This window comes from Ruegeria sp. ABF4_144 (assembly GCF_056160045.1).
Map to the genome: position 1 here is coordinate 2,974,125 of NZ_JBSWWK010000001.1, position 26,802 is coordinate 3,000,926.

Annotated in this window: 29 protein-coding genes; 10 read left to right on the forward strand and 19 right to left on the reverse strand. The window is 59.1% G+C overall.

Features of this window, described 5'->3' with window-relative positions; genetic code table 11:
- Nucleotides 1-10: 10 nt before the first annotated feature.
- The 5 genes from ACXAGD_RS14865 to ACXAGD_RS14885 all read right to left on the reverse strand — a co-directional run bounded on the left by ACXAGD_RS14865 (nucleotide 11) and on the right by ACXAGD_RS14885 (nucleotide 5,060).
- The gene (locus ACXAGD_RS14865; RefSeq protein ID WP_475211628.1) at nucleotides 11-1,063 is read right to left on the reverse strand and encodes an alcohol dehydrogenase family protein; all 1,053 of its coding nucleotides are present in this window, start codon (nucleotides 1,061-1,063) and stop codon (nucleotides 11-13) included.
- A gap of 11 nt (nucleotides 1,064-1,074) precedes the next feature.
- Nucleotides 1,075-1,551, reverse strand: a complete 477-nt coding sequence (locus ACXAGD_RS14870; RefSeq protein WP_475211629.1) for a cupin domain-containing protein — start codon at nucleotides 1,549-1,551, stop codon at nucleotides 1,075-1,077.
- 17 nt (nucleotides 1,552-1,568) lie between these two features.
- Nucleotides 1,569-4,016, reverse strand: coding sequence for a GcvT family protein (locus ACXAGD_RS14875; RefSeq protein ID WP_475211630.1), 2,448 nt, complete (start codon nucleotides 4,014-4,016; stop codon nucleotides 1,569-1,571).
- A 16-nt stretch (nucleotides 4,017-4,032) separates the two neighbouring features.
- Nucleotides 4,033-4,413, reverse strand: coding sequence for a GFA family protein (locus ACXAGD_RS14880; protein ID WP_475211631.1), 381 nt, complete (start codon nucleotides 4,411-4,413; stop codon nucleotides 4,033-4,035).
- 77 nt (nucleotides 4,414-4,490) lie between these two features.
- Nucleotides 4,491-5,060, reverse strand: coding sequence for a helix-turn-helix domain-containing protein (locus tag ACXAGD_RS14885; RefSeq protein ID WP_475211632.1), 570 nt, complete (start codon nucleotides 5,058-5,060; stop codon nucleotides 4,491-4,493).
- A 128-nt stretch (nucleotides 5,061-5,188) separates the two neighbouring features.
- Between ACXAGD_RS14885 and ACXAGD_RS14890 the strand changes: the two genes are divergently transcribed.
- Nucleotides 5,189-5,485 (forward strand): DUF1294 domain-containing protein, encoded by a 297-nt coding sequence (locus tag ACXAGD_RS14890; RefSeq protein ID WP_475211633.1) that lies wholly within the window; start codon nucleotides 5,189-5,191, stop codon nucleotides 5,483-5,485.
- 32 nt (nucleotides 5,486-5,517) lie between these two features.
- On the opposite strand, the gene ACXAGD_RS14895 is transcribed toward ACXAGD_RS14890, so the two are convergent.
- The 3 genes from ACXAGD_RS14895 to ACXAGD_RS14905 form a co-directional block, all read right to left on the reverse strand.
- Nucleotides 5,518-6,171, reverse strand: a complete 654-nt coding sequence (locus tag ACXAGD_RS14895) for a sulfotransferase (protein WP_475211634.1) — start codon at nucleotides 6,169-6,171, stop codon at nucleotides 5,518-5,520.
- A gap of 78 nt (nucleotides 6,172-6,249) precedes the next feature.
- Complete coding sequence (locus ACXAGD_RS14900; protein ID WP_475211635.1) at nucleotides 6,250-6,705, reverse strand: GAF domain-containing protein; 456 nt, start codon at nucleotides 6,703-6,705, stop codon at nucleotides 6,250-6,252.
- Between the two features lie 93 nt (nucleotides 6,706-6,798).
- Nucleotides 6,799-7,971, reverse strand: coding sequence for a thiolase family protein (locus ACXAGD_RS14905; RefSeq protein WP_475211636.1), 1,173 nt, complete (start codon nucleotides 7,969-7,971; stop codon nucleotides 6,799-6,801).
- Between the two features lie 101 nt (nucleotides 7,972-8,072).
- Between ACXAGD_RS14905 and ACXAGD_RS14910 the strand changes: the two genes are divergently transcribed.
- The 3 genes from ACXAGD_RS14910 to ACXAGD_RS14920 all read left to right on the forward strand — a co-directional run bounded on the left by ACXAGD_RS14910 (nucleotide 8,073) and on the right by ACXAGD_RS14920 (nucleotide 10,674).
- The gene (locus ACXAGD_RS14910) at nucleotides 8,073-8,411 is read left to right on the forward strand and encodes an STAS domain-containing protein (protein WP_475211637.1); all 339 of its coding nucleotides are present in this window, start codon (nucleotides 8,073-8,075) and stop codon (nucleotides 8,409-8,411) included.
- Between the two features lie 32 nt (nucleotides 8,412-8,443).
- Nucleotides 8,444-8,884 carry an ATP-binding protein gene (locus ACXAGD_RS14915; protein ID WP_475211638.1) on the forward strand — a complete coding sequence of 147 codons (441 nt, stop codon included), beginning with the start codon at nucleotides 8,444-8,446 and terminating at the stop codon, nucleotides 8,882-8,884.
- Between the two features lie 212 nt (nucleotides 8,885-9,096).
- A complete protein-coding gene (locus ACXAGD_RS14920) occupies nucleotides 9,097-10,674 on the forward strand; it encodes a gamma-glutamyltransferase family protein (protein ID WP_475211639.1) in 1,578 nt (525 codons plus the stop codon).
- 25 nt (nucleotides 10,675-10,699) lie between these two features.
- On the opposite strand, the gene hspQ is transcribed toward ACXAGD_RS14920, so the two are convergent.
- Complete coding sequence (gene hspQ / locus ACXAGD_RS14925) at nucleotides 10,700-11,026, reverse strand: heat shock protein HspQ (protein WP_421596800.1); 327 nt, start codon at nucleotides 11,024-11,026, stop codon at nucleotides 10,700-10,702.
- An 80-nt stretch (nucleotides 11,027-11,106) separates the two neighbouring features.
- Between hspQ and ACXAGD_RS14930 the strand changes: the two genes are divergently transcribed.
- Nucleotides 11,107-11,988 (forward strand): AEC family transporter, encoded by an 882-nt coding sequence (locus tag ACXAGD_RS14930; RefSeq protein ID WP_475211640.1) that lies wholly within the window; start codon nucleotides 11,107-11,109, stop codon nucleotides 11,986-11,988.
- 60 nt (nucleotides 11,989-12,048) lie between these two features.
- Complete coding sequence (locus ACXAGD_RS14935) at nucleotides 12,049-12,630, forward strand: transglycosylase SLT domain-containing protein (RefSeq protein ID WP_475211641.1); 582 nt, start codon at nucleotides 12,049-12,051, stop codon at nucleotides 12,628-12,630.
- 12 nt (nucleotides 12,631-12,642) lie between these two features.
- Here the strand turns inward: ACXAGD_RS14935 and ACXAGD_RS14940 are convergent, their stop codons facing one another.
- The 4 genes from ACXAGD_RS14940 to ACXAGD_RS14955 all read right to left on the reverse strand — a co-directional run bounded on the left by ACXAGD_RS14940 (nucleotide 12,643) and on the right by ACXAGD_RS14955 (nucleotide 18,807).
- Complete coding sequence (locus ACXAGD_RS14940) at nucleotides 12,643-13,239, reverse strand: LolA family protein (RefSeq protein WP_475211642.1); 597 nt, start codon at nucleotides 13,237-13,239, stop codon at nucleotides 12,643-12,645.
- 39 nt (nucleotides 13,240-13,278) lie between these two features.
- Nucleotides 13,279-16,173 carry a DNA translocase FtsK gene (locus ACXAGD_RS14945; protein ID WP_475211643.1) on the reverse strand — a complete coding sequence of 965 codons (2,895 nt, stop codon included), beginning with the start codon at nucleotides 16,171-16,173 and terminating at the stop codon, nucleotides 13,279-13,281.
- A 14-nt stretch (nucleotides 16,174-16,187) separates the two neighbouring features.
- Nucleotides 16,188-17,369, reverse strand: a complete 1,182-nt coding sequence (locus tag ACXAGD_RS14950; RefSeq protein ID WP_475211644.1) for an aminotransferase class I/II-fold pyridoxal phosphate-dependent enzyme — start codon at nucleotides 17,367-17,369, stop codon at nucleotides 16,188-16,190.
- Nucleotides 17,370-17,478: 109 nt separating this feature from the next.
- On the reverse strand, nucleotides 17,479-18,807 hold the full coding sequence (locus ACXAGD_RS14955) for an amidase (RefSeq protein ID WP_475211645.1): 1,329 nt from the start codon (nucleotides 18,805-18,807) through the stop codon (nucleotides 17,479-17,481).
- A gap of 89 nt (nucleotides 18,808-18,896) precedes the next feature.
- Here ACXAGD_RS14955 and ACXAGD_RS14960 point away from each other — a divergent pair, with 89 nt between their 5' ends.
- The gene (locus ACXAGD_RS14960; RefSeq protein WP_475211646.1) at nucleotides 18,897-20,123 is read left to right on the forward strand and encodes an FAD-dependent monooxygenase; all 1,227 of its coding nucleotides are present in this window, start codon (nucleotides 18,897-18,899) and stop codon (nucleotides 20,121-20,123) included.
- On the opposite strand, the gene ACXAGD_RS14965 is transcribed toward ACXAGD_RS14960, so the two are convergent.
- The 4 genes from ACXAGD_RS14965 to ACXAGD_RS14980 form a co-directional block, all read right to left on the reverse strand.
- Complete coding sequence (locus tag ACXAGD_RS14965; RefSeq protein WP_475211647.1) at nucleotides 20,120-20,305, reverse strand: Trm112 family protein; 186 nt, start codon at nucleotides 20,303-20,305, stop codon at nucleotides 20,120-20,122. The two genes, ACXAGD_RS14960 and ACXAGD_RS14965, sit on opposite strands and share 4 nt — an antisense overlap.
- Nucleotides 20,302-20,943, reverse strand: coding sequence for an LON peptidase substrate-binding domain-containing protein (locus ACXAGD_RS14970; protein ID WP_475211648.1), 642 nt, complete (start codon nucleotides 20,941-20,943; stop codon nucleotides 20,302-20,304). Before ACXAGD_RS14970 ends, ACXAGD_RS14965 begins: the two co-directional genes overlap by 4 nt.
- A gap of 27 nt (nucleotides 20,944-20,970) precedes the next feature.
- Complete coding sequence (locus tag ACXAGD_RS14975) at nucleotides 20,971-21,885, reverse strand: tetratricopeptide repeat protein (protein WP_475211649.1); 915 nt, start codon at nucleotides 21,883-21,885, stop codon at nucleotides 20,971-20,973.
- A gap of 76 nt (nucleotides 21,886-21,961) precedes the next feature.
- Complete coding sequence (locus tag ACXAGD_RS14980; protein WP_475211650.1) at nucleotides 21,962-22,750, reverse strand: exodeoxyribonuclease III; 789 nt, start codon at nucleotides 22,748-22,750, stop codon at nucleotides 21,962-21,964.
- A 303-nt stretch (nucleotides 22,751-23,053) separates the two neighbouring features.
- Between ACXAGD_RS14980 and ACXAGD_RS14985 the strand changes: the two genes are divergently transcribed.
- Nucleotides 23,054-23,449, forward strand: a complete 396-nt coding sequence (locus ACXAGD_RS14985; protein ID WP_475211651.1) for a nuclear transport factor 2 family protein — start codon at nucleotides 23,054-23,056, stop codon at nucleotides 23,447-23,449.
- A gap of 184 nt (nucleotides 23,450-23,633) precedes the next feature.
- On the opposite strand, the gene ACXAGD_RS14990 is transcribed toward ACXAGD_RS14985, so the two are convergent.
- Complete coding sequence (locus ACXAGD_RS14990) at nucleotides 23,634-24,320, reverse strand: response regulator transcription factor (protein WP_170328103.1); 687 nt, start codon at nucleotides 24,318-24,320, stop codon at nucleotides 23,634-23,636.
- 161 nt (nucleotides 24,321-24,481) lie between these two features.
- On the opposite strand from ACXAGD_RS14990, the gene ribA reads away from it, so the two are divergent.
- A complete protein-coding gene (ribA, locus tag ACXAGD_RS14995) occupies nucleotides 24,482-25,576 on the forward strand; it encodes a GTP cyclohydrolase II (protein WP_475211652.1) in 1,095 nt (364 codons plus the stop codon).
- A complete protein-coding gene (locus ACXAGD_RS15000) occupies nucleotides 25,573-26,073 on the forward strand; it encodes a L,D-transpeptidase family protein (protein WP_475211653.1) in 501 nt (166 codons plus the stop codon). The genes ribA and ACXAGD_RS15000 overlap by 4 nt, the downstream gene beginning before the upstream one ends.
- Here the strand turns inward: ACXAGD_RS15000 and ACXAGD_RS15005 are convergent.
- Entirely contained in the window at nucleotides 26,057-26,716 is a 660-nt protein-coding gene (locus ACXAGD_RS15005; protein WP_475211654.1) for a YggS family pyridoxal phosphate-dependent enzyme, read from the reverse strand. The genes ACXAGD_RS15000 and ACXAGD_RS15005 overlap by 17 nt on opposite strands.
- Between the last annotated feature and the right edge of the window lie 86 nt (nucleotides 26,717-26,802).

Sequence of the window (26,802 nt, forward strand, 5' to 3'; positions counted from 1 at the left end):
CCCAGCCCTTTCACGGAATAAGAACAAGTTTGCCCGGATGCGCCTTGGATTGAAAATCCGCCTGCGCCTGCGCAATGTCCTTTAACGGGTAAGTCTTTGAGATCAAAGGTCTGATCCGACCAGTGTTTATCATCTCCACCAACCGTCCAAACACGTCAAAGGCCTGATGGGTACAGCCGTGAATGGTAACATCGCGCAGATAGATGTCGCGCAGGTCAGCCTCAACAATCGGTCCGGCGATTGCGCCCGACACAGCGTAGTGACCGCCCGGTTTCAGGGCCAGGATCAGCCCGGGCCAAGCGGGGCCACCTACGACGTCGATCACCACATCGAACATATCCGCAGGCAGTGAGGCATCTCGCGCAAAGGTTTCGACCGCGCCCTGATTTTTGACCACATCTGCTTTGGCCGCGCTGGTGACGCCCCATACAGTGGCCCCCCGCAGCGTCGCCAGTTGCACGGCGGCGAGACCAACTCCGCCTGACGCCCCGGTAATCAGAACCTTTTGCCCCGATTTTACACCTGCACGGGTCAGCAGGTTCTCAGCTGTGCCAAAGGCACAGGGGATTGCAGCGATTTCGACGTCTGACAGGGGCGAGGCGGTCACGTCATACAAGTCATCCGCCTCAACCAGACAATATTGCGCAAACGCCCCGTCCATTTCAGAACCCAGAGCAATAAACCCGGTCGGATGGCCCGGACGTGGGCGCGGCAGGTTGATCGGACAGGTCACGCGCTGGCCGGGTTGGAAACCCGCCTCCGGCCCGGCCACTTCGACAACTCCACACAGATCACCGCCCTGAATACGCGGGAAGTGCAGCGCCCCGCCCCAACCTCCGGCCTCGACATCCTGGTCGACAGCATCGGTCGCGGCCGTCACGTCAGAGGAGTACCAGCCGATACGTGTGTTGATATCGGTGTTGTTCACCCCGGCGGCCAGAACTCGGACCAGCACCTGCCCCGGCCCGGGTTGGGGCACAGGTAAATCGTCCCGCCATTCCAGCGCTTCTGGCCCACCGTGTTGGGTCAGGTAAACGCCGGACATTGTTTGGGGGAGTTTCATCCGGTCGGCTTTCAGGTTTGATCATCCGGATGCGCCGGAACCGGCCCCATCGGGATGATATCGTAACGGGCGTTCAACGCAGCCATTTTAGCCTCATCAGAGAAATCGGCGTCGTTCATTGTCGCAAGCTCGGCCAGAAAACCATCAAACCCCGAGGGCTGAAAGATCATCAGCATCCGCGCGGGCGCGCCATCGGCCACGCGGCACGCGTGCGGCACCCCAGGTGGGACATGCATCGTGGTGCCCGCCGTGCACCGATGCCAGTCGCCGTCGACGTAGAAATCCACCTCACCTTCCAAAAAGTAGAAGGTTTCGGCATGGCTGTCATGACGATGAAGGCCAAGCGCGAAGCTGGCCTTCAGATTGTCTTCCATGAGCGTATACGCACCATCGGTGTCCTGACCGGACACCTTGACGAAGGTATGGTCGTTTTCCCAGTCATAGTTGGGGCCCTCACCGGGCCCCAATTTGGAGTATCGCTTGCTCATGGCACCTCAGTCCGGGGTTACGCGCGCAGCCGCTCGTTCGCCGGATCCCAGAGCGGTTGGTCCTCTTGTACCACAGCGCGGTACTTCTGACCGTAGATTTCCACCTCAAGCTCTGTGCCCGGGTTGGCGGCTTCGGTCTTTACCATGCCCAGCGCGATGGATTTGCCAACACGGTAACCCCAGGCGCCCGAGGTGGTCTCACCCACGATCTCACCATTCTGTGAGATGCAGGACATGTAGGGCGCGTCGCAATCACCGGCTTCAACGGTCAGCGTGACAAAGGATTTCTTCACCCCTTGCTGCTTTTCGTTCTGGATCGCGGCCTTGCCGGGGAAGTCCTGCGGCTTGTCCAGCTTGACGAAACGTCCCAGACCACCTTCCAGCAGCGAGTAGTCGCTGGACAGATCGCCCTTCCAGGTACGGTAGCCCTTTTCGATCCGCAGCGCGTTCAGCGCGTACATACCAAACGGAGTTGCACCGGCACCAAGGATAGCCTCGTAGATCGCGGGCATGTCTTCGTTCAGAGCGTGCACTTCCCAGCCCAGTTCTCCAGCAAAGGAAACGCGGATCAGGAAGGCCGGTTTGCCTGCGACGGTCGCTGCCTGGTGGGTCAACCATCCGGTGGACAGGTCCGCGTCGCTCAGACCCGACAGGATCTCGCGCGATTTCGGGCCGGTCACGATCAGCGTGTCGCGGGTGGTGGTGACATCCTCAACCGAAACCCTGGCGGGCATCGCGTTCGTCAGGATATCGCGGTCATGCCACTGAGCGGTCGCTGCGGTGATCATCATGAACTCATCGTCGCCCAGACGGACACAGGACATCTCGGTCAGGATGCGGCCCCGGTCATCCGAGATATAGACGAGGTTGATGCGGCCAACTTTGGGTAGGCCGCCGGTGATCAGACCGCGCAGAGCTTCGGCCGCGCCTTCACCCTTGACCATGAAACGCGAGAAGCCTGGCAGGTCGAGCACACCGCAATTGTCGCGGACGGCTTCGCACTCTTCCTTGATGCGCTGTTCCCACGGGCCGAACCGGCCCCAGGTGTGGGTAGCTTCCTCAGAGGTATCGTCGCCCGGCTTCGCAAACCAGTTGGCACGTTCCCAACCGTTGTAAGCACCCATGACACCGCCCAGTTCCTTGACCTTGGCATGCACCGGAGACAGCTTCTTGTCCCGCGCTGCAGGCCATTCATGGTGCGGGAAGTGCATGGCGTATTCGTTGCCGTAAACTTCCATACCTTTCTGGTTGCAGTAGTCCTGATCGGTATAGTCGGTGTAGCGGCGCGGATCGACCGCCCACATGTCCCACTCGGTGTGGCCATCGACGATCCATTCCGCCAGCACTTTGCCTGCACCACCGCCCTGCGCGATGCCGAATGTGAAGCTGTGTGCTTCAAACGCGTTTGTCACGCCCGGCATCGGGCCGATCATCGGCAGACCATCGGGTGCATAGGGGATCGGGCCGTTGATGACGCGACCAACTCCCGACGTTGCCATCAGTGGCACCCGTTCCATCGCGTCGGTGACGATGTCTTCGATGCGGTCCAGATCGTCATTCCATAGCTGGAAGCTGAAGTCCTCGGGCATCGGATCGTCTTCGGTCATCCACTCGCCCTTACAGTTGGGCTCGTAGGGGCCAAGGTTGAAGCCGTTCTTTTCCTGACGCAGGTAGTACGAGATATCCACGTCGCGTAGCAGTGGCAGCTTGCCACCGTTCTCTTTCGACCATGCTTCGACCTCAGGTACTTCGTCGGTCAGCAGGTACTGGTGGCTCATGACCATCGCAGGCACAGTGCGGCCGCCATAGGGCTTAAACATCTCACCCACGCGCTGCGCGTAGTAACCGGCGGCGTTCACCACATAGTCACAGGCGATGTCACCCTTTTCAGTGTGAACGGTCCAGGTGCCATCGTCGTGTTGGGTCACGTTGGTCGCCGGGCAGAAACGGATGATCTTCTGGCCCAGATCGCGCGCGCCTTTGGCAAAGGCCTGCGTCAGCTGCGCCGGGTCGATGTCGCCATCGGTTGGATCGTACAGAACGCCTTCCAGATCGTGGGTTTCGAGGAATGGGTACCGCTCTTTCGTCTGTTCCGGGGTCCACATCTCCATCGGGATGCCTTGGTACAGACCCATCGACATGGCGCGCTCGAATTCCTGCATCCGCTCTTTGCTGTGCGCCAGACGGATCGAGCCCGATACATGGTAGTTCATCGGATAGTCGACTTCTTCGGCCAGACGCGCATACAGCTCGGTCGAATAGCGCTGCATGTTCATGATCGCCCACGAGGTCGAAAAGGTCGGCACGTTGCCCGCCGCATGCCAGGTCGAACCAGCGGTCAGTTCGTTCTTTTCCAGCAGAACGCAATCGGTCCAGCCCTTCTTGGCCAGATGATACAGGGACGAGCAGCCAACGACGCCGCCGCCGATGATGACCACACGGGCCTTGGTTGGAAAATCACTCATGTGTTTGGATCCTCTTTTACTGTGCCTCTTGAGGCAGATCGTCTGTGATGTCGTAGTAGTCGCCCTTGTCGGCCACAAAGATGTGCCGGGCGAGGTGCAGTCCGGTGGGTTCGCTCAAAGCGCCCATGGAAATCGAAATTGTGTCTTCGTCATTGTGCTGCCAGAACAGGAACGACCCGCAGGCGCTGCAAAAACCGCGCCGGGCAATATCCGAGGCCCGGAACCAGCGCAGCGTGTCGCTGGAGGTAAAACTCAGGTTGTCCTGATGGGTCGAGGTCGAGGTCCAGACATGACCCGACTGCTTGCGGCATTGGCCGCAATGGCAGGCCGAGGGCGGCGACAGATCACCGTCAATGGCAAACGAAACAGCGCCGCAAAGGCAGGAACCGGTATGCATGGGATTACCTCCTTGCTGCGGGCGCATGGGCAGATGTCGGCGCTGCGCCACAAGTGTTGAAGACCGCATCCGACATGTCAGTACACTGGCGGTGCGATGACCCAGATGGCCACTGCAGGCTCATCATAGGGGTTGGCCCATTGGTAAGGCTCGTTCTTGATGCGGAAACTGTCCCCCGGACCGACCGAAAACGCCCGTTCCCCAATCACCAAGTCCAAACGTCCTGACGCCATATAGCCGACCTCTTGCGTAGGGCGGTTGGCTGGCGTCTGCATTTTTGAGAATGGCTCGAACGTTGAGTGCACCACTTCGAATTCGTCGGTCAAATCCGGTGACAGCAGTTCTTCGATCAGCCCTTCCTCGCCCGAACCCATCGGGCGGCGTGACCCGGCGCGCACGACATAACCCTGCTCGTCTGCCGGCACAGAGGAATGCGCAAAAAGCATCGACATCGGCACACCCAGACATTCAGCAATCTGCCGAAGATCCGAGATCGATGGGTCCGACATGTCCCGCTCGACCTGGCTGAGCCACCCGACCGAGCGATTCAGACGTTCGGCAATTTCAGTCAACGTCAGCCCGCGTGCCTTGCGCAAAGCGCGGATATCCGCACCGAGCGTCGCGCTGTGTGGGGCCTGAGTGTTCACGTGCCGCTCCGATTCTGGTGAAATTTCTCTCTTGTTTTTCACGATGGCGCAGATTCGTGAAATTTCCAATAGTTTTTTCATTTGCGCGGAAAAGCAGGCCTGTTTATGCCAAGGCTATGTGGATTGCAGTGATTTATCTTTGGGTGATTAACGCCCTGACGCTATTGGCATTTGCATGGGACAAGGCCCGCGCACGGCGGCGCAGAAGCAGAATTCCAGAACGGCGGCTACTATGGCTGGCCGCGCTTGGCGGCAGCCCTGGTGCAGTGTTGGGGCGCTGGATGTTCCGCCATAAAACCCGCATGCGTGGGTTTTCCATGTGGCTGTTTGCGATCCTCGGGGTGCAGGCTACGATATTCTACATGATCGCAACCCAAGCCGACTTCAGTTGGTTGCAACCTAAACCGACTAACGCGCGCGCGTGAAAGGACGGAAGCTCACAATCTCCCCCAATCCGTCAGCTTTCCCTGAAACCTGCCTCCTGCAGGGTAATTGGTCGCTTACCCAACCCCAGTAAGGTTCGATTAATTTTCCGAATGTTCTCCTGAGCAACCCTTTTACGCGGCACCGTCGGGTTTTGGTGAGGAACCGAATGATCCGGAATTTGTTTGTTGGTCAGCTTCGCGATCGCGTCCGACATGTCAGGCGTACCAATCTCGACATCGATGAGTTGGTCCAGCGCACCAGCTTCGCCAAAATGCGCGCGAACTTCTTCCAGGTGGCTGTTGTACCGGGTTAGATAGTGTTCTTCGAACCCGTGTGGGAACTCGGTCCCATATGTAACCTGGCGAATCCATTGGGTACGGGCGCTGAGAGAGTAACGTTTAATCGACGCAAGCCAGGCCTCCGGGGAACTGCGCCGCGTGAGAACAAAGACGGCGTCATCCCCGAACTCTTGTAAAATCTCGCGGTACAGAAACGGCCAAGGCCAATCATCGAAGGCGTCATGCTCGTCGATTGCAAGGCGAATATTCGGACCGATCCCACCCTGATCCAGGTATTCGTTCAACAGTTTTCTAGAATACCCATGGGTCTTGTAGCCAATGCTGCTCATCAGGCTGTTAAAAGACGTGGTTCCGGTTTTTGTGAGCCCGATACAGAAGAACTTCATCGTGCTTAACCCTTGCGTTTCAACGCAGATGCCCCCTGCATTTGCAGGTCTCCGTTCCCACGCTCCAGAACAATCGTGTCAAGCATGGGCAAAAACCCGTGAGAGAATTGCACTCAGCATCTCCTCATCCTCGTTCCGGAATGCGTCAGGCTGGTCGCTATCGATGTCGAACACGGCAATGATTTCGCCCGCCGCATCCCGCACTGGCAACACCAATTCCGATCGGGTGGACGAGGCACAGGCGATGTGGCCCGGAAACGCATCCACGTCGGGCACCAATTGCACCTCCCCGGTTCGCGCCGCCGCGCCGCAGACGCCACGACCAAAAGGGATAACCAGACAGCCATGCCCGCCCTGATAGGGGCCGATTTTCAGAACGCCCGGTTCGGTCACCCGGTAGAACCCGGTCCAGTCGAAGCGGTCGTCGGCATGATGCACCTCGCAGGCAATCGTGGCCATCAGGGCAACCTGATCCGTTTCGCCTTCGGTCAAGGCGGCAATGGTCTTGGCGAGCGTGTCATAATCAACGGTCATTGTCAGTCTTTCCCCGGCTGGGCGGGGGCGCTGCCCCCCTTGTGAGCGTTTGGCTCAACTCACCCCCCGGAGTATGTGGAAAAAGATAAAGCGTCAAACGCGTTCAATGGCAATAGCCGTGCCTTCCCCGCCACCAATGCAGATGGCAGCCACACCGCGTTTAAGGTTTCGCTTTTCCAACGCGTTCAGCAGCGTAACCATGATCCGCGCACCGGACGCGCCGATCGGGTGGCCCAAAGCACAGGCACCGCCGTTCACGTTCACCTTGTCCCGCGGCAGGCCCATTTCGTGCATGAAAGCCATGGGGACGACGGCAAAGGCCTCGTTCACTTCCCACAAATCCACTTCGTCTTTGGACCAACCGATGGCCGAAAGCAGCTTTTGCGCCGCAGGGACAGGCGCGGTTGTAAACAGGCCGGGTGCTTGCGCGTGGCTGGCGTGTCCAACGATCCGGGCGCGTACGGTCAACCCCTGCGCCTCGGCGGCATCGGTCGAAGCCAGCACCAAAGAGGCAGCTCCGTCAGAGATCGATGAGGAGTTGGCCGCCGTCACCGTACCATCCTTACGGAAGGCAGGTTTCAGCGTCGGGATTTTGTCCGGCCGCGCGGATTGCGGTTGTTCGTCTTCGGCAAAGATGACCTCGCCCTTGCGGGTGCGGGTTGTGACCGGCGTAATCTCACCCTCGAAGGCCCCGTTTTCCTGTGCGGACAGAGCGTTGGACAGCGATTGCAACGCGTATTCGTCTTGTGCCTCGCGGGTAAATTGATAGGCTTCGGCGCAGTCCTCGGCGAAAGTGCCCATCAGGCGACCCTTGTCATAGGCATCCTCGAGCCCGTCCAGAAACATGTGATCGACCACCTTACCATGCCCGATCCGCGCACCACCGCGCATCTTTGGCAGCAGATAGGGGGCGTTGGTCATGCTTTCCATCCCGCCTGCAATCATCGTATCCGCATAACCCAAGGCGATCTGGTCAAAAGCCATCATCGCTGCTTTCATCCCTGACCCGCACATCTTGTTCAAGGTCGTGGCGGGAACTTCTTCACCCAGACCCGCCGCAAAACCGGCCTGCCGCGCAGGAGCCTGACCCTGACCGGCGGGAAGAACGCAGCCCATCAGCACCTCATCCACAGTATCAGCCCCCGCGCCCTGCAACGCGGCCCGGATGGCAGTTCCGCCCAGCTCGGCGGCGGCCACACCGTCGAACATCCCTTGAAACCCTCCCATGGGTGTGCGCGCGGCCCCGGCGATAACAACCTGTTTCATCGGCATGATCCTCCTCTTTCCCGTTGGATGGATACCGAATAGTAAGATTTGCCGTCTAGCGTATTTCTACCAGCGATATTCAGATTAAAGGACCGTCGCGCATGGCCCTGACCAGCACAACGACCGACGCAACCCAGATTATCAAAGTCCATTCCGACCGAATTGATGCCGCCATGGCCATTCAGTTCAAAGAGGACATGCGCAACGAGGCCGAAGGCGGCGCCATAAGAGTGGTGCTGGACCTGAGCAGTGTGGAGTTCATAGATTCAAGTGGGCTGGGCGCCATCGTCGCCTCGATGAAACAGCTAGGCAACGACCGCAGGCTGGATCTGGCCGGGCTGCATCCCTTTGTCGAAAAGGTGTTTCGACTGACCCGCATGGATACGGTGTTCAAACTGTACCCGACGCTGGATGACGCCCTGTCGACGGCCACCAGCTGACCCACGTGACTATCTGAATAGGCCCAATGCCCATGTGTGACGGCAAATGTTTGGATCTGAGCTTTGCAGCGACCGAATCTGAGGCCAGCGCCGGAATTGCGCAACTCAGCAGATGTCTGGCGACACAGGGGCTGCCGCAGCACAAGGCGGGGGATGTGAAAATCGCTTTGGCAGAGGCGATCAACAATGTGGTGGAGCACGCCTATGCTGATGTCACGCCCGCGAAGGTTCAGGTGCGCTGCCGTCTGCATCGGAACTGGCTGGACATTCTGATCTCGGACACCGGCAACCCCTTGCCCGGTTTTCGGGTGCCGGATGGGGTTCCGGCGCCGTTGGGATCAGCCATTGAAGACCTGCCCGAAGGTGGTTTCGGCTGGTTCTTGATCCACGAATTGACCAGTGACATTCGGTACGAACGCTCGGATGGCTGCAACCGATTGTCGCTACGCTTTGACTTCCCCGATCCTGCCTGACGGCAAGAAAACGTCACAATAAGGCCCAGATCGAACCATTGTGGCGCCGCAAACAACGGACAAAAAGAAACTTGTAGCTCAGATAGCTTCCCTCGGCGCCAAGTGTCACAGCCCCCACCCAGTGAACGGCGCCGAGGAACTTCTCCCTCATGTGACTGGACAACGACCGACCGCACGATACCTTCGTCGCGTTCAAATCAGGGAAAAGCATCATGCGGGATTTTCACACTCCGGGCCGATCCGAAGTTCTGGCGACCGAAGGGATGTGCGCAACGTCGCACCCACTGGCCGCAAAGGTAGCCGTGGATATTCTTGCACGTGGCGGCAACGCTATGGATGCGGCCATTGCCGGTGCAGTTCTGTTGGGCATTTGCGAACCACAGATGACCGGCTTGGGCGGCGATTGCTTTGTCCTGTTCAACCGTGCCGGAGAGGACGAGGTCCGTGCCCTGAACGGCTCGGGCCGCGCGCCTGCCGCAGCTGATGCGGAGCGACTGCGGGCACAAGGACTAACGGCGGTGCCTCTGAACACGGCGGATGCGGTGACCATTCCCGGCGCGGTCGATGCGTTCTGTCACCTGGCAGAAACCGAGGGCAAGCTGGGTTTGGACGCCATTCTGCGACCCGCCATTCACTATGCCGAAACCGGTGTGCCGGTTGCACCGAGAGTCGCAATGGATTGGCAGGCCAGTGCAACAACCCTGCAGGGCGCGGCGCGGGCGCATTATCTGATCGATGACAAGGCCCCGGAAGCCGGGCAGATATTTCGATCCCCCGGTCAGGCCGAGGTTCTGCGCCAGATTGCCCAAAACGGGCGGGATGCTTTTTATTCCGGCGACATCGCCGAGGATATGATCGCGGCACTTACGCAACGGGGAGGCACCCACACGGCCGAGGATTTTCAGGCCACTGGCTGTACCAAAACTCTTCCGGTTAGCGGCCCCTATAACGGGCTGGATTTGGTCGAGCATCCGCCCAACGGTCAAGGCGCCACCGCGATATTGCTGCTGAACATCCTGAAGAATTTCGGCCTTGCCAGCATGGACCCGTTCGGGGCCGAACGCCTGCATATCGAGGCCGAGGCCTCAAAACTGGCCTATGACGCCCGCAACCGGTTCATCGCCGATCCCGATCACACATCTCATGCGGATCGGTTTCTGGATCAGGATGTGGCCAACAAGCTGGCCGCGCTGATCGACCCGAAACGCGCGATGCCTGCTGCAGCGCCGCTGACCGAGTCCATTCACAAAGACACCGTCTATATCACCGTGGTAGATCGGGACAGGATGGCGGTGTCGCTAATCTACTCTATCTTTCACAGTTTCGGGTCCGGGATCGCGTCCGAAAAATACGGAATTCTCCTGCAGAACCGGGGCGCTGGCTTCACCCTGCAGGCGGGTCACCCCAACGAGCTGGGCGGCGGCAAACGCCCGATGCACACGATCATTCCCGGTCTACTGAAGCAAAATGGTCGAGTTCTGATGCCGTTCGGAGTGATGGGCGGCGCCTATCAGCCCACCGGTCACGCTCGGTTCGTGTCTAACTTAACCGACCACGGGCTGGGTATGCAGGCTAGCATCGATGCACCACGCGCTTTTGCAGACAATGGCGTATTGAAGCTGGAACGCGGAATTTCGCCCGAAGCGGCTCAACAATTGTGTGAATTTGGGCACACTGTCGAGGTCCCGGAAACTCCACTGGGTGGAGCACAAGCCATCCGAATCTGTGAAAATGGCGTGCTGCAGGGCGCAAGTGACCCTCGCAAAGACGGTTGCGCGCTTGGGTATTGACCGGCGAATGCGCGGCCAGTCGACCTCAGTTCAGGTTGAAATGCAACGGGTAGGATCCATTTTCGAACGGACCGAACATATCGGGGATATCGGGGTGCTCAACCGGCTCGCCCGACTGGTCCGCAACCAGATTTTGTTCTGAAACATAAGCAACATAGAAGGATTGGTCGTTCTCCGCCAACAGGTGGTAAAACGGCTGATCCTTGATCGGGCGGCTGTCTTCGGGGATGGCCTGATACCATTCTTCGGTGTTCGAAAACTCTGCATCCACGTCAAAAATCACCCCTCGGAAGGGATGTTTTTTGTGTCGGACCACCTGACCCAGGCGGTACTTGGCATGTGTCTTCAGCATTGTTTCTGCCCCCAATAGCCTTACTACCTGTTTCCGGGCCGAAAAGCCAATCATTGATCTGAATTCAAAGGAAACAGTCTGTGAACCTCTTGCTGACAGTATTCGAAATCGTGGCGCCGGTCTTTCTTTTGGCAGGCATTGGATTTGCCTGGGTCAAGCTGGGATTCGAGTACCGACTGGAGTTCGTGACCCGTCTTGGCGTGACCCTTGCGGTGCCCAGTCTGATCTTTGTGGCCCTGATGCAAACCCAGATCCCGCCCGGAGAACTGACACGCTTTACACTGGCCGCCATTGCAGGACATGTCGGGCTGGCAATCGTGTTTGAGGTATTCGTACGTCTACGCGAATTGGACCGCAGAACCTACCTGTCTCCGCTGATTTTCGGGAATACGGGAAATTTGGGCCTGCCGCTGTGCGTCTTTGCCTTTGGGCAGGCCGGGCTGGGCTATGCGGTCATATTTCTGGCCGTCACTGCGTTGCTGTCTTTCACATACGGCATCTATTTGGTGGCAGGGAAAGGCGGTTTCGGCAAAGCGGCACGCGAGCCAATGGTCTGGGCAACGCTGTTAGGAGCCTTGTTTCTTTGGCGCGGTTGGCAAACTCCGGTTTTTTTGACCAACACGCTGGACCTGTTGGGTCAGATGGCAATTCCAATGATGTTGATCACGGTCGGGGTCGCAATCGCCCGCCTGACGACGCAGAAAATTGGGCAGGCTGTCTGGTTGTCAATGATCAAACTGGTCGTGTGTTTTGCCCTTGGATGGGCTTTGGCGGCACTCTTCGGTCTCGATTCCATCGCGTTTGGCGTGATGGTCCTGCAGATGTGCACCCCAGTCGCAGTGACGTCTTACCTGTTGGCGGAACGGTTTGACGCGGATGCAGATGCGGTAGCGGGCATGGTCATGATCTCGACGATCCTGTCTGTCGGCGCTTTGCCTCTCATTCTGGCTATTGTTCTGTAACGATTGTGATTTCCTAAAAGCTCAATCTGCGCTAGAATAAAAGAAAAAGGCACGAGGCACATGAGCAGAATTCTTTTCGTACTCTTCGGGGTGCTGCTTTTGGCATCCTGTGGGGGTGGTTCCAAACAGCCGCCCAGCAAGTTGAATGACGCGTGCAGCATTGCGCGCGAACGGCCCGAATTCATGAAGGCCTTCAAAAGCACCGAGCGTAAATGGGGTGTCCCCGTTCACGTACAGATGGCGACGATCTATCAGGAAAGCCGCTATAAACATGACGCGCGCACGCCGCATCAATACGTGCTGGGCGTGATACCGATGGGCCGTCAAAGTAGCGCCTATGGCTTCAGCCAGGCGCTGGATGGCACTTGGGAAGAATACCAAAAGGAAACCGGCAAGCGCCGCGCCAAGCGGGATCGCATCCGCGATGCGTCGGACTTCATCGGTTGGTACATGAACAAAAGCTACGAGCGGAACGGCATTCATCCCAGCGACACGCGTAACCAGTACCTCGCCTATCACGAGGGCCACACCGGTTACGCACGCGGCAGCCACTACAGTAAAACATGGCTGCTGAACGTCGCCAATGACGTGGACGCGCGCGCCAAGCTGTATCAGGCGCAACTGTCCGGGTGCCGCTACTAACGGGCTTGCGGGTCAGCGATTGCCTGACCCGCTTCTTTTCGAATTCGAGAACAGATCGCGGTTCAGGCTTTTACCTGTGTCCAGTTGCCCCAGCAGCACGGTTGTCTGGATACCCGCGTTGTCATGAATGACCCATTTACGCAGCTCGATCGGGTTATCGGTGAACATCAGTTCGATCCGTCCTGATTCAGGATTCTTAGGGTCTTGAGCGGTCACGACCGTGGCCGTACCGTCAAAGTCATGATCCACGACCATATTCGCCTGCCCCAGGTTCACGTTCCGCGCCAGAACCAATGACAAAGGCGTCCGGTTCAGCGGGTATTGCTCGGCCGGTTGGTTCGACTTGGGGTCAAAAATCTGCACCGTACCCGTGTTGACCAAGACCACGCCGCTGTTGGGCGGATCATATTCGAACCGCATCTTGCCAGGCCGTTGTAACCACAGCTTGCCGGTGCTCAGCGAGCCATCATCATTGACCTGAGTGAATGTAGTCTGAACGGTTTTCAGACCGTTCAGATAGTTGGAAATCTGCGACAGCGGAAGCTTATCCGCCGCCCATGCGGCGGGTGCGGCCAGTGTCAAAGCAAGGGCAAAAGCAATCTGTTTCATGAGACCCAGATAAGCGCTTTGCCCTTGTTATTAAATATCCTACTGCTCCGGGACGAGGATTTCCCGCTTACCGACGTGATTTGCCGCCGAAACAACGCCTTCGTCTTCCATTTGCTCAACCAACCGCGCGGCTTTGTTGTAGCCAATGGCAAGTTTTCGCTGGATGTAAGAGGTCGAGCATTTGCGATCCTTGATCACAATCGCCACCGCCTGATCGTACAGAGCATCCTCACCGTTGGTGTTGCCACCGGTGTTCAGGCCCAGAACGGCGTCGATATTGTCGGCTTTCTCTTCGGCGGGGCCATCAACCACGCCGCTCATGTAATCCGGGGGACCGAACTGTTTCAGGTGGTTCACGATTTCCTCGACCTCTTCATCCGAGACAAAGGGCCCGTGGCAACGGGTGATTTTGGCACCACCGGCCATATAGAGCATGTCACCCTGCCCCAGCAGTTGCTCGGCACCCATCTCGCCAAGAATGGTACGGCTGTCGACTTTCGAAGTCACCTGGAACGAAATCCGCGTCGGGAAGTTCGCCTTGATCGTGCCGGTGATCACATCGACCGACGGACGCTGCGTCGCCATAATCAGGTGAATGCCCGAGGCTCGCGCCATCTGGGCAAGGCGCTGGATGCAGGCTTCGATCTCTTTGCCCGCAACCATCATCAGGTCGGCCATCTCGTCGACGATAACGACGATATAGGGCATCGCTTCGGGTGCAAATTCCTCGGTCTCGAACACCGGTTCTCCGGTTTCATCGTCGAACCCGGTCTGGACCGTGCGGCTGAACATCTCGCCCTTGGCCAACGCGTCCTTTACGCGGCCGTTGTAGCCGGCGATGTTGCGGACGCCCATTTTGGACATCTTCCGGTAACGATCTTCCATCTCGCCCACGACCCATTTCAGGGCTACAACCGCCTTTTTCGGGTCGGTCACAACGGGTGACAGCAGGTGCGGAATGCCGTCATAAACCGACAGTTCCAGCATCTTGGGGTCGATCATGATCAACCGACATTCATCCGGTGTCAGCTTATACAGCAGCGACAGAATCATCGTATTGATCGCCACCGACTTACCGGAACCCGTGGTCCCCGCGATCAGCAGGTGAGGCATTTTCGCCAGGTTCGCCACCACAGACTCACCGCCGATATCCTTGCCCAGCGCCAACGGCAGCGCGTGGTTGCCATCGCCAAAATCTCGGCTGGCGAGGATCTCACGCAACACCACCATCTCACGGTTTTCGTTCGGCAGTTCGATACCGATCACCGAGCGGCCCGGCAGGGTCGAAACCCGCGCCGACAGGGCGGACATTGAGCGTGCGATATCGTCCGCCAGACCGATCACACGGCTGGCTTTCAAGCCCGGAGCGGGTTCCAGTTCATACATAGTGACAACAGGACCGGGGCGCACACTTACGATCTCGCCCTTCACACCGTAATCATCCAGCACGTTTTCTAGCATCCGTGCGTTTTCCTCCAGCGCCTCATCACTGAGGTGGTGGCGTTGAATGCTGGCCGGGTTCGATAGCAGGCCCAGCGGCGGCAGTTCGAAATCCGCGTGCCGATCTTCGAATGACAGAGCAGGCTGCGCCTCGGCCTGAGCGCGACGCGACGGCGGTGGGGTGCGGCGTACAGGCTGGGCCACCACCGGCTTGCGCGGCTCGGCCACCGGGATTTTCATTGCCGGGCGTGGTTGCGGTTCGGGTTCGGGCAGAGGCGCATCTTCGAACCCCGCTTCGTCTTCGAAATCCGGCTCAGGCGCGAAGTCCTCATGCAGCGGTTCCTGCTGCCATTCGGGCGCGGGCTCTGCGGTCAGCATCGGCTCAGGCGGCAGGCCGGCCGAGGTCATGGGCGGCTCGGGCGGCAGTTCGTCCCCACCTCGGGGGTTCAGGATCAGGGGGTCCGGTCCGCGGCCCCGCCCCTTGGTCAGCGGCAGGTTCGGGTCATGCTCGGGTGCCATCTCACCCGCGGCGACCTTGCGATTGCGCACAGCGGCGGAAATCTTGGATCGGATGCGATCCTCGCCCGGCATCTCATCAAAGCCCGCAATGGGTTCGGGATCAACCAGTTCGGGTTCAGGCATCGGTTCCGGGCGGCGGATCAGGCTTGGCATCCGTGCCAGCAGACCGGTTTTTGCGGGCTCGGGTTCGTCAAATGCCGGTTCTTCGAAGATCGGGTCCTCAAAGGCAATCTCATCATCAAAAACGGCATCGGCGCGGGCGGTTTTGCGTTCATCCCATTGCGCGCGACGGTCGCGCGCGGCCTGCGCGGTGGCGGCAGCGCCACGACCCAGCATGTTCATTAGCATGTCGTAGGCCATCACCAAACCTAGCAGGAAGGCGCGAAACCCCCTGCGCACATCGGCCTTAGTGAAGCCAAGAACAAAGACACCCAGCACCAGCATCCCGGCAGCCATTGCCAGCGACATCAGCTTGACCATGAAATGCGAAGAGATCGGCAGCAGCGTTAGGAGCGCACCCATCACGGTGTCACCAAACAGACCACCAAGACCAAAGCTATGGGTCGCGCGCCAAGCCTCACCGGGCACCAGTGTCGCGGCATATACCGAAACAACAGCAATCCAGATCGGCGCAAAGATCAGCCGCGCGATGGCACGGTCTTCACCGAAGTGCCCGGCAAAACGTACACCCCAGCCGATCAGCACCAGCGCGATACTCCAGCTGCCCCAACCCACGATCATGAACAAGGGTGCCGCGATCGAGGCACCAATCCGCCCCATCCAGTTCTGCACCGGCGCATCGGTCGACACCATCCAGTTCGGGTCATCGGGTGTGTAGGACCAGATCATTGCTGCAGCAGCCAGCCCCAGCAGGATCAGGGCGATCCCAATCAGTTCCTTACTGCGCCGCTCAATTGCAGCCTGAGTCGTGCTGTCCAACAATGGATCACGGTTGCGCGCGTTCAATGATGCCATTTTGCCCTCGTACCTCACGAATAGATGCAGTCGCGGAGCTTGATCAGCCCTTGCTGCAACTCTGTTTTTGGGGCCACCAGAGCGACCCGGATAAATTGCTCGCCCGGGTTTTGCCCCGGATCACCTTGAGAAAGATATGCGCCCGGCAACACCCGGACACCGGTCTGTTTCCAGACCTTCAATGCAGTTTCTTCACCGTTTTCGACCGGCAACCACAAGAAAAACCCGGCATCGGGCGGCATATAGCCCTGAAGGCCCGCAAACACCTCATCGGCAATCGCGTATTTTTCCTGATAGAGCGCACGGTTCTGAGCCACATGTTCTTCGTCGGCCCAAACCCGGGCCGCAGCAGCCTGCAACGGCAACGGCAACGGTGCGCCTGCATAGTTGCGCAATTGCTTGACGCGTTTGATGGTTTCCGGCCCACCCGCAATCAGGCCTGACCGCAGGCCGGCCAAGTTTGATCGTTTCGACAGCGAGTTGAACAGCGTCACCCGTTCAGGGTCTGCACCCAGTTCCTGCGCCACGGTCAGCGCCCCGGTAGGGGCCTCATCACGGTAGATCTCGGAATAACATTCGTCGGCGAAAATACGGAAATCGTACTTCTCGGCTAGTTGGATCAGCTCGACCCAATAGTCGTGTGAAGCAACCGCCCCCTGCGGGTTTGCGGGCGAACAGATATAGGCTGCGACGGTGCGGTTCAGAACGTCTTCGGGCAGGCCTGCATAGTCTGGCAGATGGCCGGTTGCGGCTGTGGCGGGCACGAATACCGGTTCAGCCCGGACCGAGATCGAGGCGACCATATAGACCTGATAGAACGGGTTCGGGCACAGGATGACCGGTTTTTGGCCGTTTTTTTCCTCGGGGCACAGCGCCATGGCGGCGTTATACAGCCCTTCGCGCGTGCCGTTCAGGGCCATCACGTTGGTGTCGAGGTCGATCTGCACACCATAGCGGCGCGCAATCCAGTCGGTGATCGCCCCCCGCAGCTCGGGCGAGCCCTCATTCGGCGGATAGCCCTGAAACCCGGCGGCGTTTTCGGTGATCACATCTGTCACCCAAGCCGGGAAGTCATGCATCGGCGCGCCGATGGTCATGTGAATCACATCGCCGCCCGGTTGGTGGTGGTCCAACAGGGTGCGCAAACGCGGGAATGCGTATTCCGGTAGGTTCGAAAACCGCTCGGGGAAATTCATAACTGTTGCCTCAATGCCGGGATCATTTTCGCCCCGTTTTTTTGGCAGATTACAGGTCACACCCCGCTTCGTCCAGACAAAGAGGTGCCGAATCAGGGGATTGTGGCATTCAGGCCAAAGCAGCCTCGGCGGCTGATCCGAGCCGCAACAGAGCTTCTTCCGACCCCGGATAGCCCATCATCATCAGCCCGCAGCCGGGTGTTGACGTAGGCAAGGTCAGTGCCGCCAACCCCATCAGATTGCCAATCCGCGTGTTGCGCAGCGCCAGCAGGTTTTCGGTGACGTAGTAGTCATGATCGTTCATCAACCTGTCCAGATTCGGCGGCAGGATTGGGGCCGTCGGAGCCAGAACCGCATCGAATCCGGCAGTGGCTGCGTCCCACGCGGCACGGCTGGCCTTCAGCTTGGACCAGGCTGCAATATAGTCAGGGCCAGAGACGTTTTTGCCCGCACGGAAGCGTTCCAGAATTTCGGGGTACATGGCGTCCGGGTTGGCCTCGATCACGTCGCGCCAAAGCCCGTAGGCTTCGGTTGTATAGAGGATACCGGACAGGCCCATCGCCTCGTTCAACTCGGGCACTTCAAGAGGCACGATTTCAGCGCCCGCATCCCGCAAGCGGTCCAAAGCATCCTCGTATGCCTTTCGCGGGGCATCCCGCAGATCGTCCTGAGCCACGTTCTGCAGGTCGGCAAAGCAACGACCTTTCAGGCTGGCGCCGCGCAGATCGGCTGGAGCATTCCCTTCCATCATCGCCAGCAATTGCACCGCGTCTTCGACAGACCGCGCCAGCGGGCCAGCGGTATCGAAACGCAAACACAAGGGCACCACCCCTTCCAGACTGACGCGCCCGGCGGTGGTTTTTAGCCCGACCAGATTGTTCCACGCTGCCGGGATGCGCACCGACCCGCCCGTGTCCGAGCCTATGCCACCGGCCGCCAACCCCCAGGCCACCGATGCCGCAGCCCCTGAGGACGAGCCACCAGAAACGGCCTCTTCATCGTTTACACAAGGCGGGGTTCCGGTGACCGGGTTCAAGCCCAGCCCGGAAAAGGCAAGCTCGCTCATGTGGGTTTTGCCCAGACAGACGGCCCCCATTGCGGTTGCATTGCGCAGGACAACCGCGTCAGCCTCGGGGACCCGGCCTTTCAACAGGGCCGATCCGGCCTCGGTCGCGGTTCCGGCGGTGTCGAACAGGTCTTTCCAGCTGATCGGCACGCCGTCCAACAACGACAGGCGCAGACCCAGCTTAGCGCGTTCTTGCGCCGCCTTGGCTTCTGCGCGGGCGCGGTCGTGGGTCACGCGAGCATAGATCCGGTCGAGATGGGAGTGCTCATCGATGGCGGACAGATAGGTCTCGGTCAGTTCAACGGGGTCGATCCGCCCCATGCCGATGCCCCGACCCAGATCACACGCCGTCATGGTCAGCCAGTCCTGCATCCCCGCCCCCTTTGAAAAATCGCGTTCATCGGACGGTAGCGACAGGACCGCACATGGACAATCCCGAAAGGGCGCGCATATTGCGGGGCATGGAACAGAAGACCGATATCCTGATTGTTGGCGGCGGCCTGAATGGCCCGGCCCTGGCCCTGGCACTGGCGCAGACGGGGCATTCCGTTGTGGTAATTGACGCGTTGGCCGAAACAGTGCGCAAGAACGCAGCCTTTGACGGGCGCGCCTATGCGCTGGCATTGGCGTCGCAACGCCTGCTGGATGCAATCGGGGTATGGGATCGGGTCGCCGAACACGCCCAGCCAATGTTGGAGATCAAGGTCACCGACGGGCATGCAGGTGCCGGACCGTCGCCGTTTTTCATGCATTTCGATCATGCCGAGATCGAAGAAGGCCCGATGGGCTATATGGTTGAGGATCGCCACCTGCGCCGCGCCTTTCTGGACGCAATGGCCGAGGAACAGAACATCACCCGGATCAATGGCCGGACCGTCGTCGCGCAAGAGGCTGACGCAACTGGTGTGACCCTGACACTGGACGATGGCAGCACCGTCAGCGGTGGACTGTTGGTGGGTTGTGATGGCCGCCGCAGCGGCACAGCATCGCGCGCTGACATTAAACGCAGCGGTTGGGATTACGGCCAAACCGCTCTGGTTTGTGCCATCGAACACGACCTGCCCCATCACGGCGTCGCACATCAGTTTTTCATGCCACCCGGCCCGCTGGCGATCCTGCCGCTGACCGGCAATCGCAGCTCGATTGTCTGGAGCGAACGGTCTGAGGCAGCACAGCGCATCAACGCCCTGCCCGAGGCCGAGTATCTGCAGGTTCTGCGCCCTCGGTTCGGGGATTTTCTGGGCGATATCCGCCTGCAGGGCGACCGGTTCACCTATCCGCTGAACCTGACCATCGCAAATTCCTTTATCGGCGACCGCATGGCGCTGGTCGGAGACGCCGCCCACGGCATGCACCCCATCGCTGGGCAAGGTCTGAACGCGGGTCTGCGCGATGTCGGCGCTTTGGCTGAGGTGCTGACGCTGGCCGGGCGCCGGGGCGAAGACATCGGCTCGGTTCTGGTACTAGAGCGCTATCAGGAATGGCGCCGCTTTGACACAGCAGCGCTGGCGATGGCAACGGACGTGTTCAACAAGCTGTTTTCCAACGACAATCCACTACTGCGCATGGGGCGCGATATCGGGATGGGGATCGTCGGCTCTCTGCCCGGTCTGCGCCGCGGTTTCGTGCGCGAGGCCGCCGGGTTGACCGGAGACCTGCCGAAACTGCTACAGGGCCGCCCGATTTAGTCGAGCTGGCGCGCCTCGTCGACCAACATCACCGGGATTCCATTGCGGATCGGAAAGGCCAGACCGGCCGCTTTGGACACCAGTTCTTGCTTTTCGGCGTCATAGTGCAGCGTGGTGTGCGTCTGCGGACAGATCAGCGCCTCAAGCATGTGGCGGTCAAAGGGGTGTTCGGGCTCGGTCATTGCAGTTTTTCCTCGTTCGTTCCGCCGCGCATGGCGAATTCTATCAACGTCACCAAGGTCTCGCGCCGGGTGCGCAGGCAAGGCGCTTCAAGCAGCGCCTGCTTTTCTTCGGGGTCGAAGTCCAGCAGCATCGACAGTGAGTTAACCAACAACTCATCATCGGCGTCTTTCAGCGACTCCCAATCCGTCGACAACTGACGCGAGGCGAAAAAGCGTTCCAGCAGATATAAAAACTGCGAGCGGTCGAAGCCGTCATCCCGCTCGGTCTTGCCCAGATCACGGTCAAACCCACCCCAGGACACGGCACAGCGGCGGTAGGGCGTGAAGGCGTCCAGCTCAGAGGAGATGCGGAACCGGGAAATACCGGTCAGCGTGATCAGGTAGCGGCCATCTTCGGTTTCGGAAAACTGCGTCACCCGCCCGGCGCAGCCGATCTGGTGCAGCTTGTTTTCATCGCTCTGACTTGGGTTCGGCTGCACCATACCGATCAGGCGCTCCTGCGTTTTCAGGGCATCGTCCAGCATTTGCAGATAGCGCGGCTCGAAAATATGCAGCGGCAGGCGCGAACGGGGCAGCAACAGCGCCCCGGGCAATGGAAAAACGGATACCGTTTCCGGCAGATCAGCGGGATGCATCATGTATCCGAGTGTAGCTCTGATCCGGAATTAGGCAAATATCATCGAGCTGAGTTTGCGCCGCCCGTTCAGAACAATCGGATCATTGGGCTTGAGCGCGTCGAAGATGGTGAACAGCTGAGCCTTGGCGGCACCATCATTCCATTCGCGGTCGCGGCGGAACAGGTCCAGCAGCTGTGCGACGGCTTCTTCCACATCGCCATTGGCGTGCAATGCCTGCGCCAGATCGAAACGCGCCTGATGGTTGTCAGGCTCGGCCTCAACCGCTGCGGTCAGTTCGGCTACGGGGCCGGCATCAGCGGCCTGTTTGGCCAGCTCCAGCTGTGCATGGGCGGCTTCCAACTCGGGCGATGAGGAAATCTCGGCCGGAGCACCATTCAGGATTGCCTCGGCCTGTTCCAGATCACCTGCCGCAATATGAGCACGCACCAGCCCGCCATAAGCGCCCGCATGGTTGGGATCTTCGCCCAGAATGGCGGCAAAGGTTTGGGCCGCGTCCGTAGCCGCGCCTTCGGCCAGCATTTCTTCGGCGGCGGCAACAGCTTCATCCAGTTGGCCACCGGGGCTTTCGCCACCTGCGGCCTCGATCACACGGTCGACAAATGCCTTGATCTCGGAGCCCGGCAGTGCGCCCTGAAACCCATCCACAGGCTGGCCTTTGAAAAATGCGTAGACGGTGGGGATCGATTGAATGCGTAGTTGACCGGCGATCATCTGCGCCTCGTCCACGTTGATCTTTACCATCTTCACCGCGCCCTTGGCGGCGGTCACAGCCTCTTCCAGCAATGGACCCAGCGTCTTGCACGGGCCGCACCAAGGTGCCCAGAAATCCACTATGACCGGGATCTCTTGCGAGGTTTCGACCACGTCGGCCATGAACGTGGCTTCGGTTCCGTCCTTGATCAGATCGGCATCTGGGCTGGCTGCGGCGTTCAGAAGGTCCATGGCATTCACTCTCCGGTTCGAACTTGCGCCCTATATGCAACCGCTTGTTGCAGAAACCAAGGGCAGAGTTGCGGCTTTACAGATCGAAACTGGCAAAAACGGGCGCGTGGTCGCTGGGTTTCTCCCACCCGCGCGCGTCACGCAAGATGCGGCTGGAATGGCCCGCGTTGGAAATATCGGGCGTGGCCCAGACGTGATCCAGCCGCCGTCCCTTATCCGCCGCATCCCAGTCGCGGGCCCGATAAGACCACCAGCTATAAAGCTGACCTTCGGGGATGTCCTGGCGCGTGACATCAACCCAGCCGCCCGCATCCTGCGTTTCGGCCAGTTGTTCCACCTCGATCGGCGTGTGCGAGACGACCTTGAGCAGTTGTTTATGCGACCACACGTCATCCTCACGCGGGGCAATGTTCAGGTCACCGACCAAAATGGACTTCTCGGGCTTTTCCGCGTGGAACCAATCGCGCATATCGGTGAGGTAATCGAGCTTTTGCCCGAACTTCTCGTTCTTTTCGCGGTCCGGGATATCCCCGCCCGCGGGGACGTAGAAGTTGTGGATGGTGACGCCGTTTTCCAACCGTCCTGCAATATGCCGGGCATGACCAAGACCGGCGAAGTCCTTGTCGCCCACCTCTTGCATCGGCAAGCGCGACAGGATGGCGACGCCGTTATACCCCTTCTGCCCGCGCGCAACCATGTGGGTATAGCCCAGCTCGGCAAACCCTTCGGTCGGGATCTTTTCGACCGGCGATTTACACTCTTGCAGACACAGAACATCCGGAGCCTCTTCCTGCAGCAGTTTCAGCACGATGGGCTCGCGCAGGCGGACCGAGTTGATGTTCCAGGTGGCAAGGGTGAAAGGCATGGGGGATTCCTCTGTCGCGGGTTGGGCGGAGGTTAGCGCGCTGCGGAAAAAGACGCCATGCCAAAAGAATGCAGCATTCTGCGCCCGGATTGCGAGTGTTTGAACCGAAGGCCAAGCGTCAATTGACTTATCGCGTTACCAGGATTAAGCCGCCGCCCATGATCAACCAGCGTATTCCAAACTGCCAAGTTTATTCCTATCGCCAAACATAAGGCGGTGGACTTCGTTGTTGATCCAAACCGCCGCGCCTTGGCGGTTTGAGTTATCAATCATTCAGGTTGCGGCACTAAAAAGGACTTTGAAATGACTCCTATGCAGCTTTGCACCGAATACCTGAACACCCTGAACGAAGGGGATTTGGATAAGGTTCGCGCCCTTTTTGTTAACGGCGCCACAGTTGTTTCACCGCTTTACGGTGTGCAGACAGCTCATGATTTCTATGCCGATCTTTTCCGAGATACGACAAATTCGGAAACCACACTGTTAAACGTATTTGACACGTCAGAAACGTCCCAGTCGATCGCCTTGCACTTTCGTTACCAATGGACATTGGCGGATGGGAAACAAGTGTCGTTCGAATGTGTAGATGTGTTCGAAATGAACGACGCGGGAAACAAGTTTGAAAAACTGACTATCATTTATGACACCGCGCCATTGCGGAATGACTTCGACAACCTCAAAACTGAGGCAACGCCATAAGGACGGGTAAGCTGTCCTTAAAACCAGCCGCGTTGAGCCAGCTTCACCAACACAAAAAAAGCCGGGCCATAAGGCCCGGCAGTCCAACAGGGAGGTGCATGTCTTAACCCGGACATGCGCGGGTTGGGAGAAATCTAATTACACATCCAGAGTATCACTTTGATCCACGTCAATCCACAACGAGTTAAGAGACCAGTCGATATCCGCCCGATTCTGTGACCAAAAGGCGGGCGTTCGACGGATCGGGCTCGATCTTCTGGCGCAGGCGATAGATGTGGGTTTCAAGCGTGTGGGTGGTGACCCCGGCGTTATAGCCCCAGACCTCGTGCAGCAGCACGTCGCGGGCAACCACGCCATCGGTCGAGCGGTACAGGAACTTGAGAATGTTGGTTTCTTTCTCGGTCAGCCGAATCTTGCGATCATCTTCGGTGATCAGCATCTTCATCGCAGGCTTGAAGGTGTAGGGCCCCAGAACGAACACCGCGTCCTCGGACTGTTCGTGCTGGCGAAGCTGAGCACGAATGCGAGCCAGCAGAACCGGAAACTTGAACGGCTTAGAGACGTAGTCGTTGGCACCCGCATCCAGACCCAGAATGGTATCCGCGTCGCTGTCATGGCCGGTCAGCATCAGAATCGGGCTTTTGACGCCCTGCTTGCGCATAAGGCGGCACAGCTCTCGCCCATCAGTATCCGGCAGGCCGACGTCCAGAATGACCAGGTCGTAAATCGCTTCACGCGCGCGTTCCATCGCGGATGCCCCGTCATGGGCTTCGAACACGTCGAAGTCCTCGGTCATCACAAGTTGCTCACTGAGCGCCTCGCGCAGGTCTTCGTCGTCATCCACCAGCAGGATTTTCTTGAGCTGAGCCATGTGCGGTCCTCCTAAGCCTTTTCCACCACTTGCGTGCAGAAGATGCAATCAACAAGGTTTACTGCAATGGTTTCACGCCCTCGTGTCTGACGCGGAGGAAATGTTTCACATTTCCGTCTTATCAGGCTACAGGAAGGCCGGAAGGTTACAGGGTAACACAGATGAGTCTTGTCCCGGATATTTCAGAATTGCTGGCGCGGGCGCGCGCGGACCTGCGCATGGGGGTTCCGGTTGCCCTGACCGATGACAGCGGCCTAAGCGTGCTGGCCGTTGCGACCGAGACGCTGAGCGCCCAGCGGCTTGCGGATCTGCGCGGTCTTGGAGGTGAGCCGGTTGTTGCCGTCACTATGCGCCGGGCCGAGACGCTGAAAGCGCGGGCTTACGACGGTGATCTGGCCCGGGTGATCATTCCGGCAGATGCAGATATTGCCTGGGTTCAGGCCGTGGCCGATCCATCGGACGATCTGAATGCACCGATGAAAGGACCCCTGATGACCGAGCGTCAGGGCCACGCCAATCTGCACCGTATCGCGATTGCCCTGGCCAAATCAGCACGTCTGCTGCCTGCAGCAGTTGTTGTTTCTGTCGAGAACGGGCGCAGCTTTGCTGCGGCACATGGCCTGACATGCATCGACCACACTCGCGCCGCGCCGCATCTGGCGGATCGCAGTGAACTGCACGAAGTAGTTGCGGCTCGCCTGCCGATGGAAGTGTCCGAAGCCGGGCGGCTGCACGTCTTCCGCCCCGAGGATGGTGGCGAAGAGCATTACGCCGTCGAAATCGGCCGCCCGGATCGCGACAAGCCGGTCCTGGCGCGACTGCATTCGGCCTGTTTTACCGGTGACCTGATGGGCAGTCTTAAATGCGATTGTGGTCCCCAATTGCGAGGGGCGCTTGCGCAGATGGGCTCGGAAGGGTCCGGGGTTCTGCTGTACCTCAACCAAGAAGGGCGCGGGATTGGCCTGGCCAACAAAATGCGCGCCTATTTCCTGCAGGATCAGGGATTCGATACGGTCGAGGCCAATCACCGTTTGGGTTTCGAGGATGATGAAAGGGATTTCCGGCTGGGCTCAGATATCCTGAAATCGCTGGGGTTCAACTCGGTCCGGTTGCTGACCAACAACCCCGCCAAAATCGCCATGATGGAAAAGACCGGGATTGCCGTGACCGAACGTGTGCCCCTGAAGGTCGGTGAAACCGCCCATAATCGAGGGTATCTGGCAACCAAAGCGGCCAAGTCCGGGCACCTGCTGTGACGCCTGCAGATCTGGTGCTGACCCCGCGGGGTGTAAGGTTTGCAGGGCGAGTCTTTCCCTGCTCGGTTGGCAAAGGCGGCCTAAGCAACACCAAGCGTGAAGGCGACGGCGCCACGCCCACTGGCACGCATCACATCGTCGGAATGCTGTACCGCCCAGATCGGATTTCAAAACCGGCTGAATGGGCGATTCCCATCGGTCCGCGCGACTTATGGTCGGATGACGTGAGGGACAGCAACTATAACCACCTGGTCACCGCGCCCTATGCCTTTAGCCATGAAAAGCTGCGCCGTGCCGATCCCCTTTATGATCTGGTGCTTATCACTGACTGGAACTGGCCCAACGCCGTGCCCGGCCATGGATCGGCAATCTTCATCCACCAGTGGCGGCGCCTCGGCTATCCGACCGAAGGCTGCGTCGCCTTCCAACGCGACAACCTGCACTGGATTGCGGGCAGGGTGTCGCTGGGCACGCGGCTGATTATTCCTGAGGCCTGACCCGTTCGCCAAAAATGGCAGAGCCGACGCGCACATGGGTTGCGCCAAGCGTTATGGCCTTTTCGAAATCCCCACTCATACCCATCGACAGGCCCTGAAGGCCATTGCGCTCGGCAATCTTGGCCAGCAGGGCAAAATGCAGCGCTGGCTCTTCGTCGACCGGCGGGATGCACATCAGCCCCTGAACAGGCAGGTCCAGGCCCCGGCATTCTTTAACGAAGGCATCAGCATCGGCAGGCAGAATACCCGCCTTTTGTTCCTCTTCCCCGGTATTGACCTGAATGAAAAGGTCCGGGCACGAACCGACCTCTTGCGCCAGCCGGGCCAACGTCTTGGCCAGCTTAGGCCGGTCGACCGAGTGGATGGTACTGAACAGGTCCATCGCCTGCCGGGCTTTATTGGTTTGTAGCGGGCCGATCAGATGCAGATCGACATCCGGGAATTGCGCGGTAAAGCCCGGCCACTTGCCTGCTGCCTCTTGCACCCGGTTTTCACCGAAACACCGATGCCCCTGATCCAGAACAGCCTGCACCCGTTCGTTCGGCTGCACCTTGGACACCGCGATCAATTTGACTGATCCCGGGGCCCGCCCCGCGGCGGATTCGGCTTTGGCGATACGTGCAGTGATATCTTGCAGCGACATTGGATTCCTCAATCTGCTTTGAGCGCAGAAAAACACCATGTCGGCACAAAAGAAAAGGGCAGGTCCGAAGACCTGCCCTTAAACCT

Excerpts from the sequence above, each read along its gene's own strand:
- ACXAGD_RS14865 (WP_475211628.1), bottom strand. The coding sequence starts at position 1,063 with ATGAAACTCCCCCAAACAATGTCCGGCGTTTACCTGACCCAACACGGT.
- ACXAGD_RS14870 (WP_475211629.1), bottom strand. The coding sequence starts at position 1,551 with ATGAGCAAGCGATACTCCAAATTGGGGCCCGGTGAGGGCCCCAACTAT.
- ACXAGD_RS14875 (WP_475211630.1), bottom strand. The coding sequence starts at position 4,016 with ATGAGTGATTTTCCAACCAAGGCCCGTGTGGTCATCATCGGCGGCGGC.
- ACXAGD_RS14880 (WP_475211631.1), bottom strand. The coding sequence starts at position 4,413 with ATGCATACCGGTTCCTGCCTTTGCGGCGCTGTTTCGTTTGCCATTGAC.
- ACXAGD_RS14895 (WP_475211634.1), bottom strand. The coding sequence starts at position 6,171 with ATGAAGTTCTTCTGTATCGGGCTCACAAAAACCGGAACCACGTCTTTT.
- ACXAGD_RS14900 (WP_475211635.1), bottom strand. The coding sequence starts at position 6,705 with ATGACCGTTGATTATGACACGCTCGCCAAGACCATTGCCGCCTTGACC.
- ACXAGD_RS14905 (WP_475211636.1), bottom strand. The coding sequence starts at position 7,971 with ATGAAACAGGTTGTTATCGCCGGGGCCGCGCGCACACCCATGGGAGGG.
- ACXAGD_RS14910 (WP_475211637.1), top strand. The coding sequence starts at position 8,073 with ATGGCCCTGACCAGCACAACGACCGACGCAACCCAGATTATCAAAGTC.
- ACXAGD_RS14915 (WP_475211638.1), top strand. The coding sequence starts at position 8,444 with ATGTGTGACGGCAAATGTTTGGATCTGAGCTTTGCAGCGACCGAATCT.
- ACXAGD_RS14920 (WP_475211639.1), top strand. The coding sequence starts at position 9,097 with ATGCGGGATTTTCACACTCCGGGCCGATCCGAAGTTCTGGCGACCGAA.
- hspQ (WP_421596800.1), bottom strand. The coding sequence starts at position 11,026 with ATGCTGAAGACACATGCCAAGTACCGCCTGGGTCAGGTGGTCCGACAC.
- ACXAGD_RS14935 (WP_475211641.1), top strand. The coding sequence starts at position 12,049 with ATGAGCAGAATTCTTTTCGTACTCTTCGGGGTGCTGCTTTTGGCATCC.
- ACXAGD_RS14940 (WP_475211642.1), bottom strand. The coding sequence starts at position 13,239 with ATGAAACAGATTGCTTTTGCCCTTGCTTTGACACTGGCCGCACCCGCC.
- ACXAGD_RS14945 (WP_475211643.1), bottom strand. The coding sequence starts at position 16,173 with ATGGCATCATTGAACGCGCGCAACCGTGATCCATTGTTGGACAGCACG.
- ACXAGD_RS14950 (WP_475211644.1), bottom strand. The coding sequence starts at position 17,369 with ATGAATTTCCCCGAGCGGTTTTCGAACCTACCGGAATACGCATTCCCG.
- ACXAGD_RS14955 (WP_475211645.1), bottom strand. The coding sequence starts at position 18,807 with ATGCAGGACTGGCTGACCATGACGGCGTGTGATCTGGGTCGGGGCATC.
- ACXAGD_RS14960 (WP_475211646.1), top strand. The coding sequence starts at position 18,897 with ATGGAACAGAAGACCGATATCCTGATTGTTGGCGGCGGCCTGAATGGC.
- ACXAGD_RS14965 (WP_475211647.1), bottom strand. The coding sequence starts at position 20,305 with ATGACCGAGCCCGAACACCCCTTTGACCGCCACATGCTTGAGGCGCTG.
- ACXAGD_RS14970 (WP_475211648.1), bottom strand. The coding sequence starts at position 20,943 with ATGATGCATCCCGCTGATCTGCCGGAAACGGTATCCGTTTTTCCATTG.
- ACXAGD_RS14975 (WP_475211649.1), bottom strand. The coding sequence starts at position 21,885 with ATGGACCTTCTGAACGCCGCAGCCAGCCCAGATGCCGATCTGATCAAG.
- ACXAGD_RS14980 (WP_475211650.1), bottom strand. The coding sequence starts at position 22,750 with ATGCCTTTCACCCTTGCCACCTGGAACATCAACTCGGTCCGCCTGCGC.
- ACXAGD_RS14985 (WP_475211651.1), top strand. The coding sequence starts at position 23,054 with ATGACTCCTATGCAGCTTTGCACCGAATACCTGAACACCCTGAACGAA.
- ACXAGD_RS14990 (WP_170328103.1), bottom strand. The coding sequence starts at position 24,320 with ATGGCTCAGCTCAAGAAAATCCTGCTGGTGGATGACGACGAAGACCTG.
- ribA (WP_475211652.1), top strand. The coding sequence starts at position 24,482 with ATGAGTCTTGTCCCGGATATTTCAGAATTGCTGGCGCGGGCGCGCGCG.
- ACXAGD_RS15005 (WP_475211654.1), bottom strand. The coding sequence starts at position 26,716 with ATGTCGCTGCAAGATATCACTGCACGTATCGCCAAAGCCGAATCCGCC.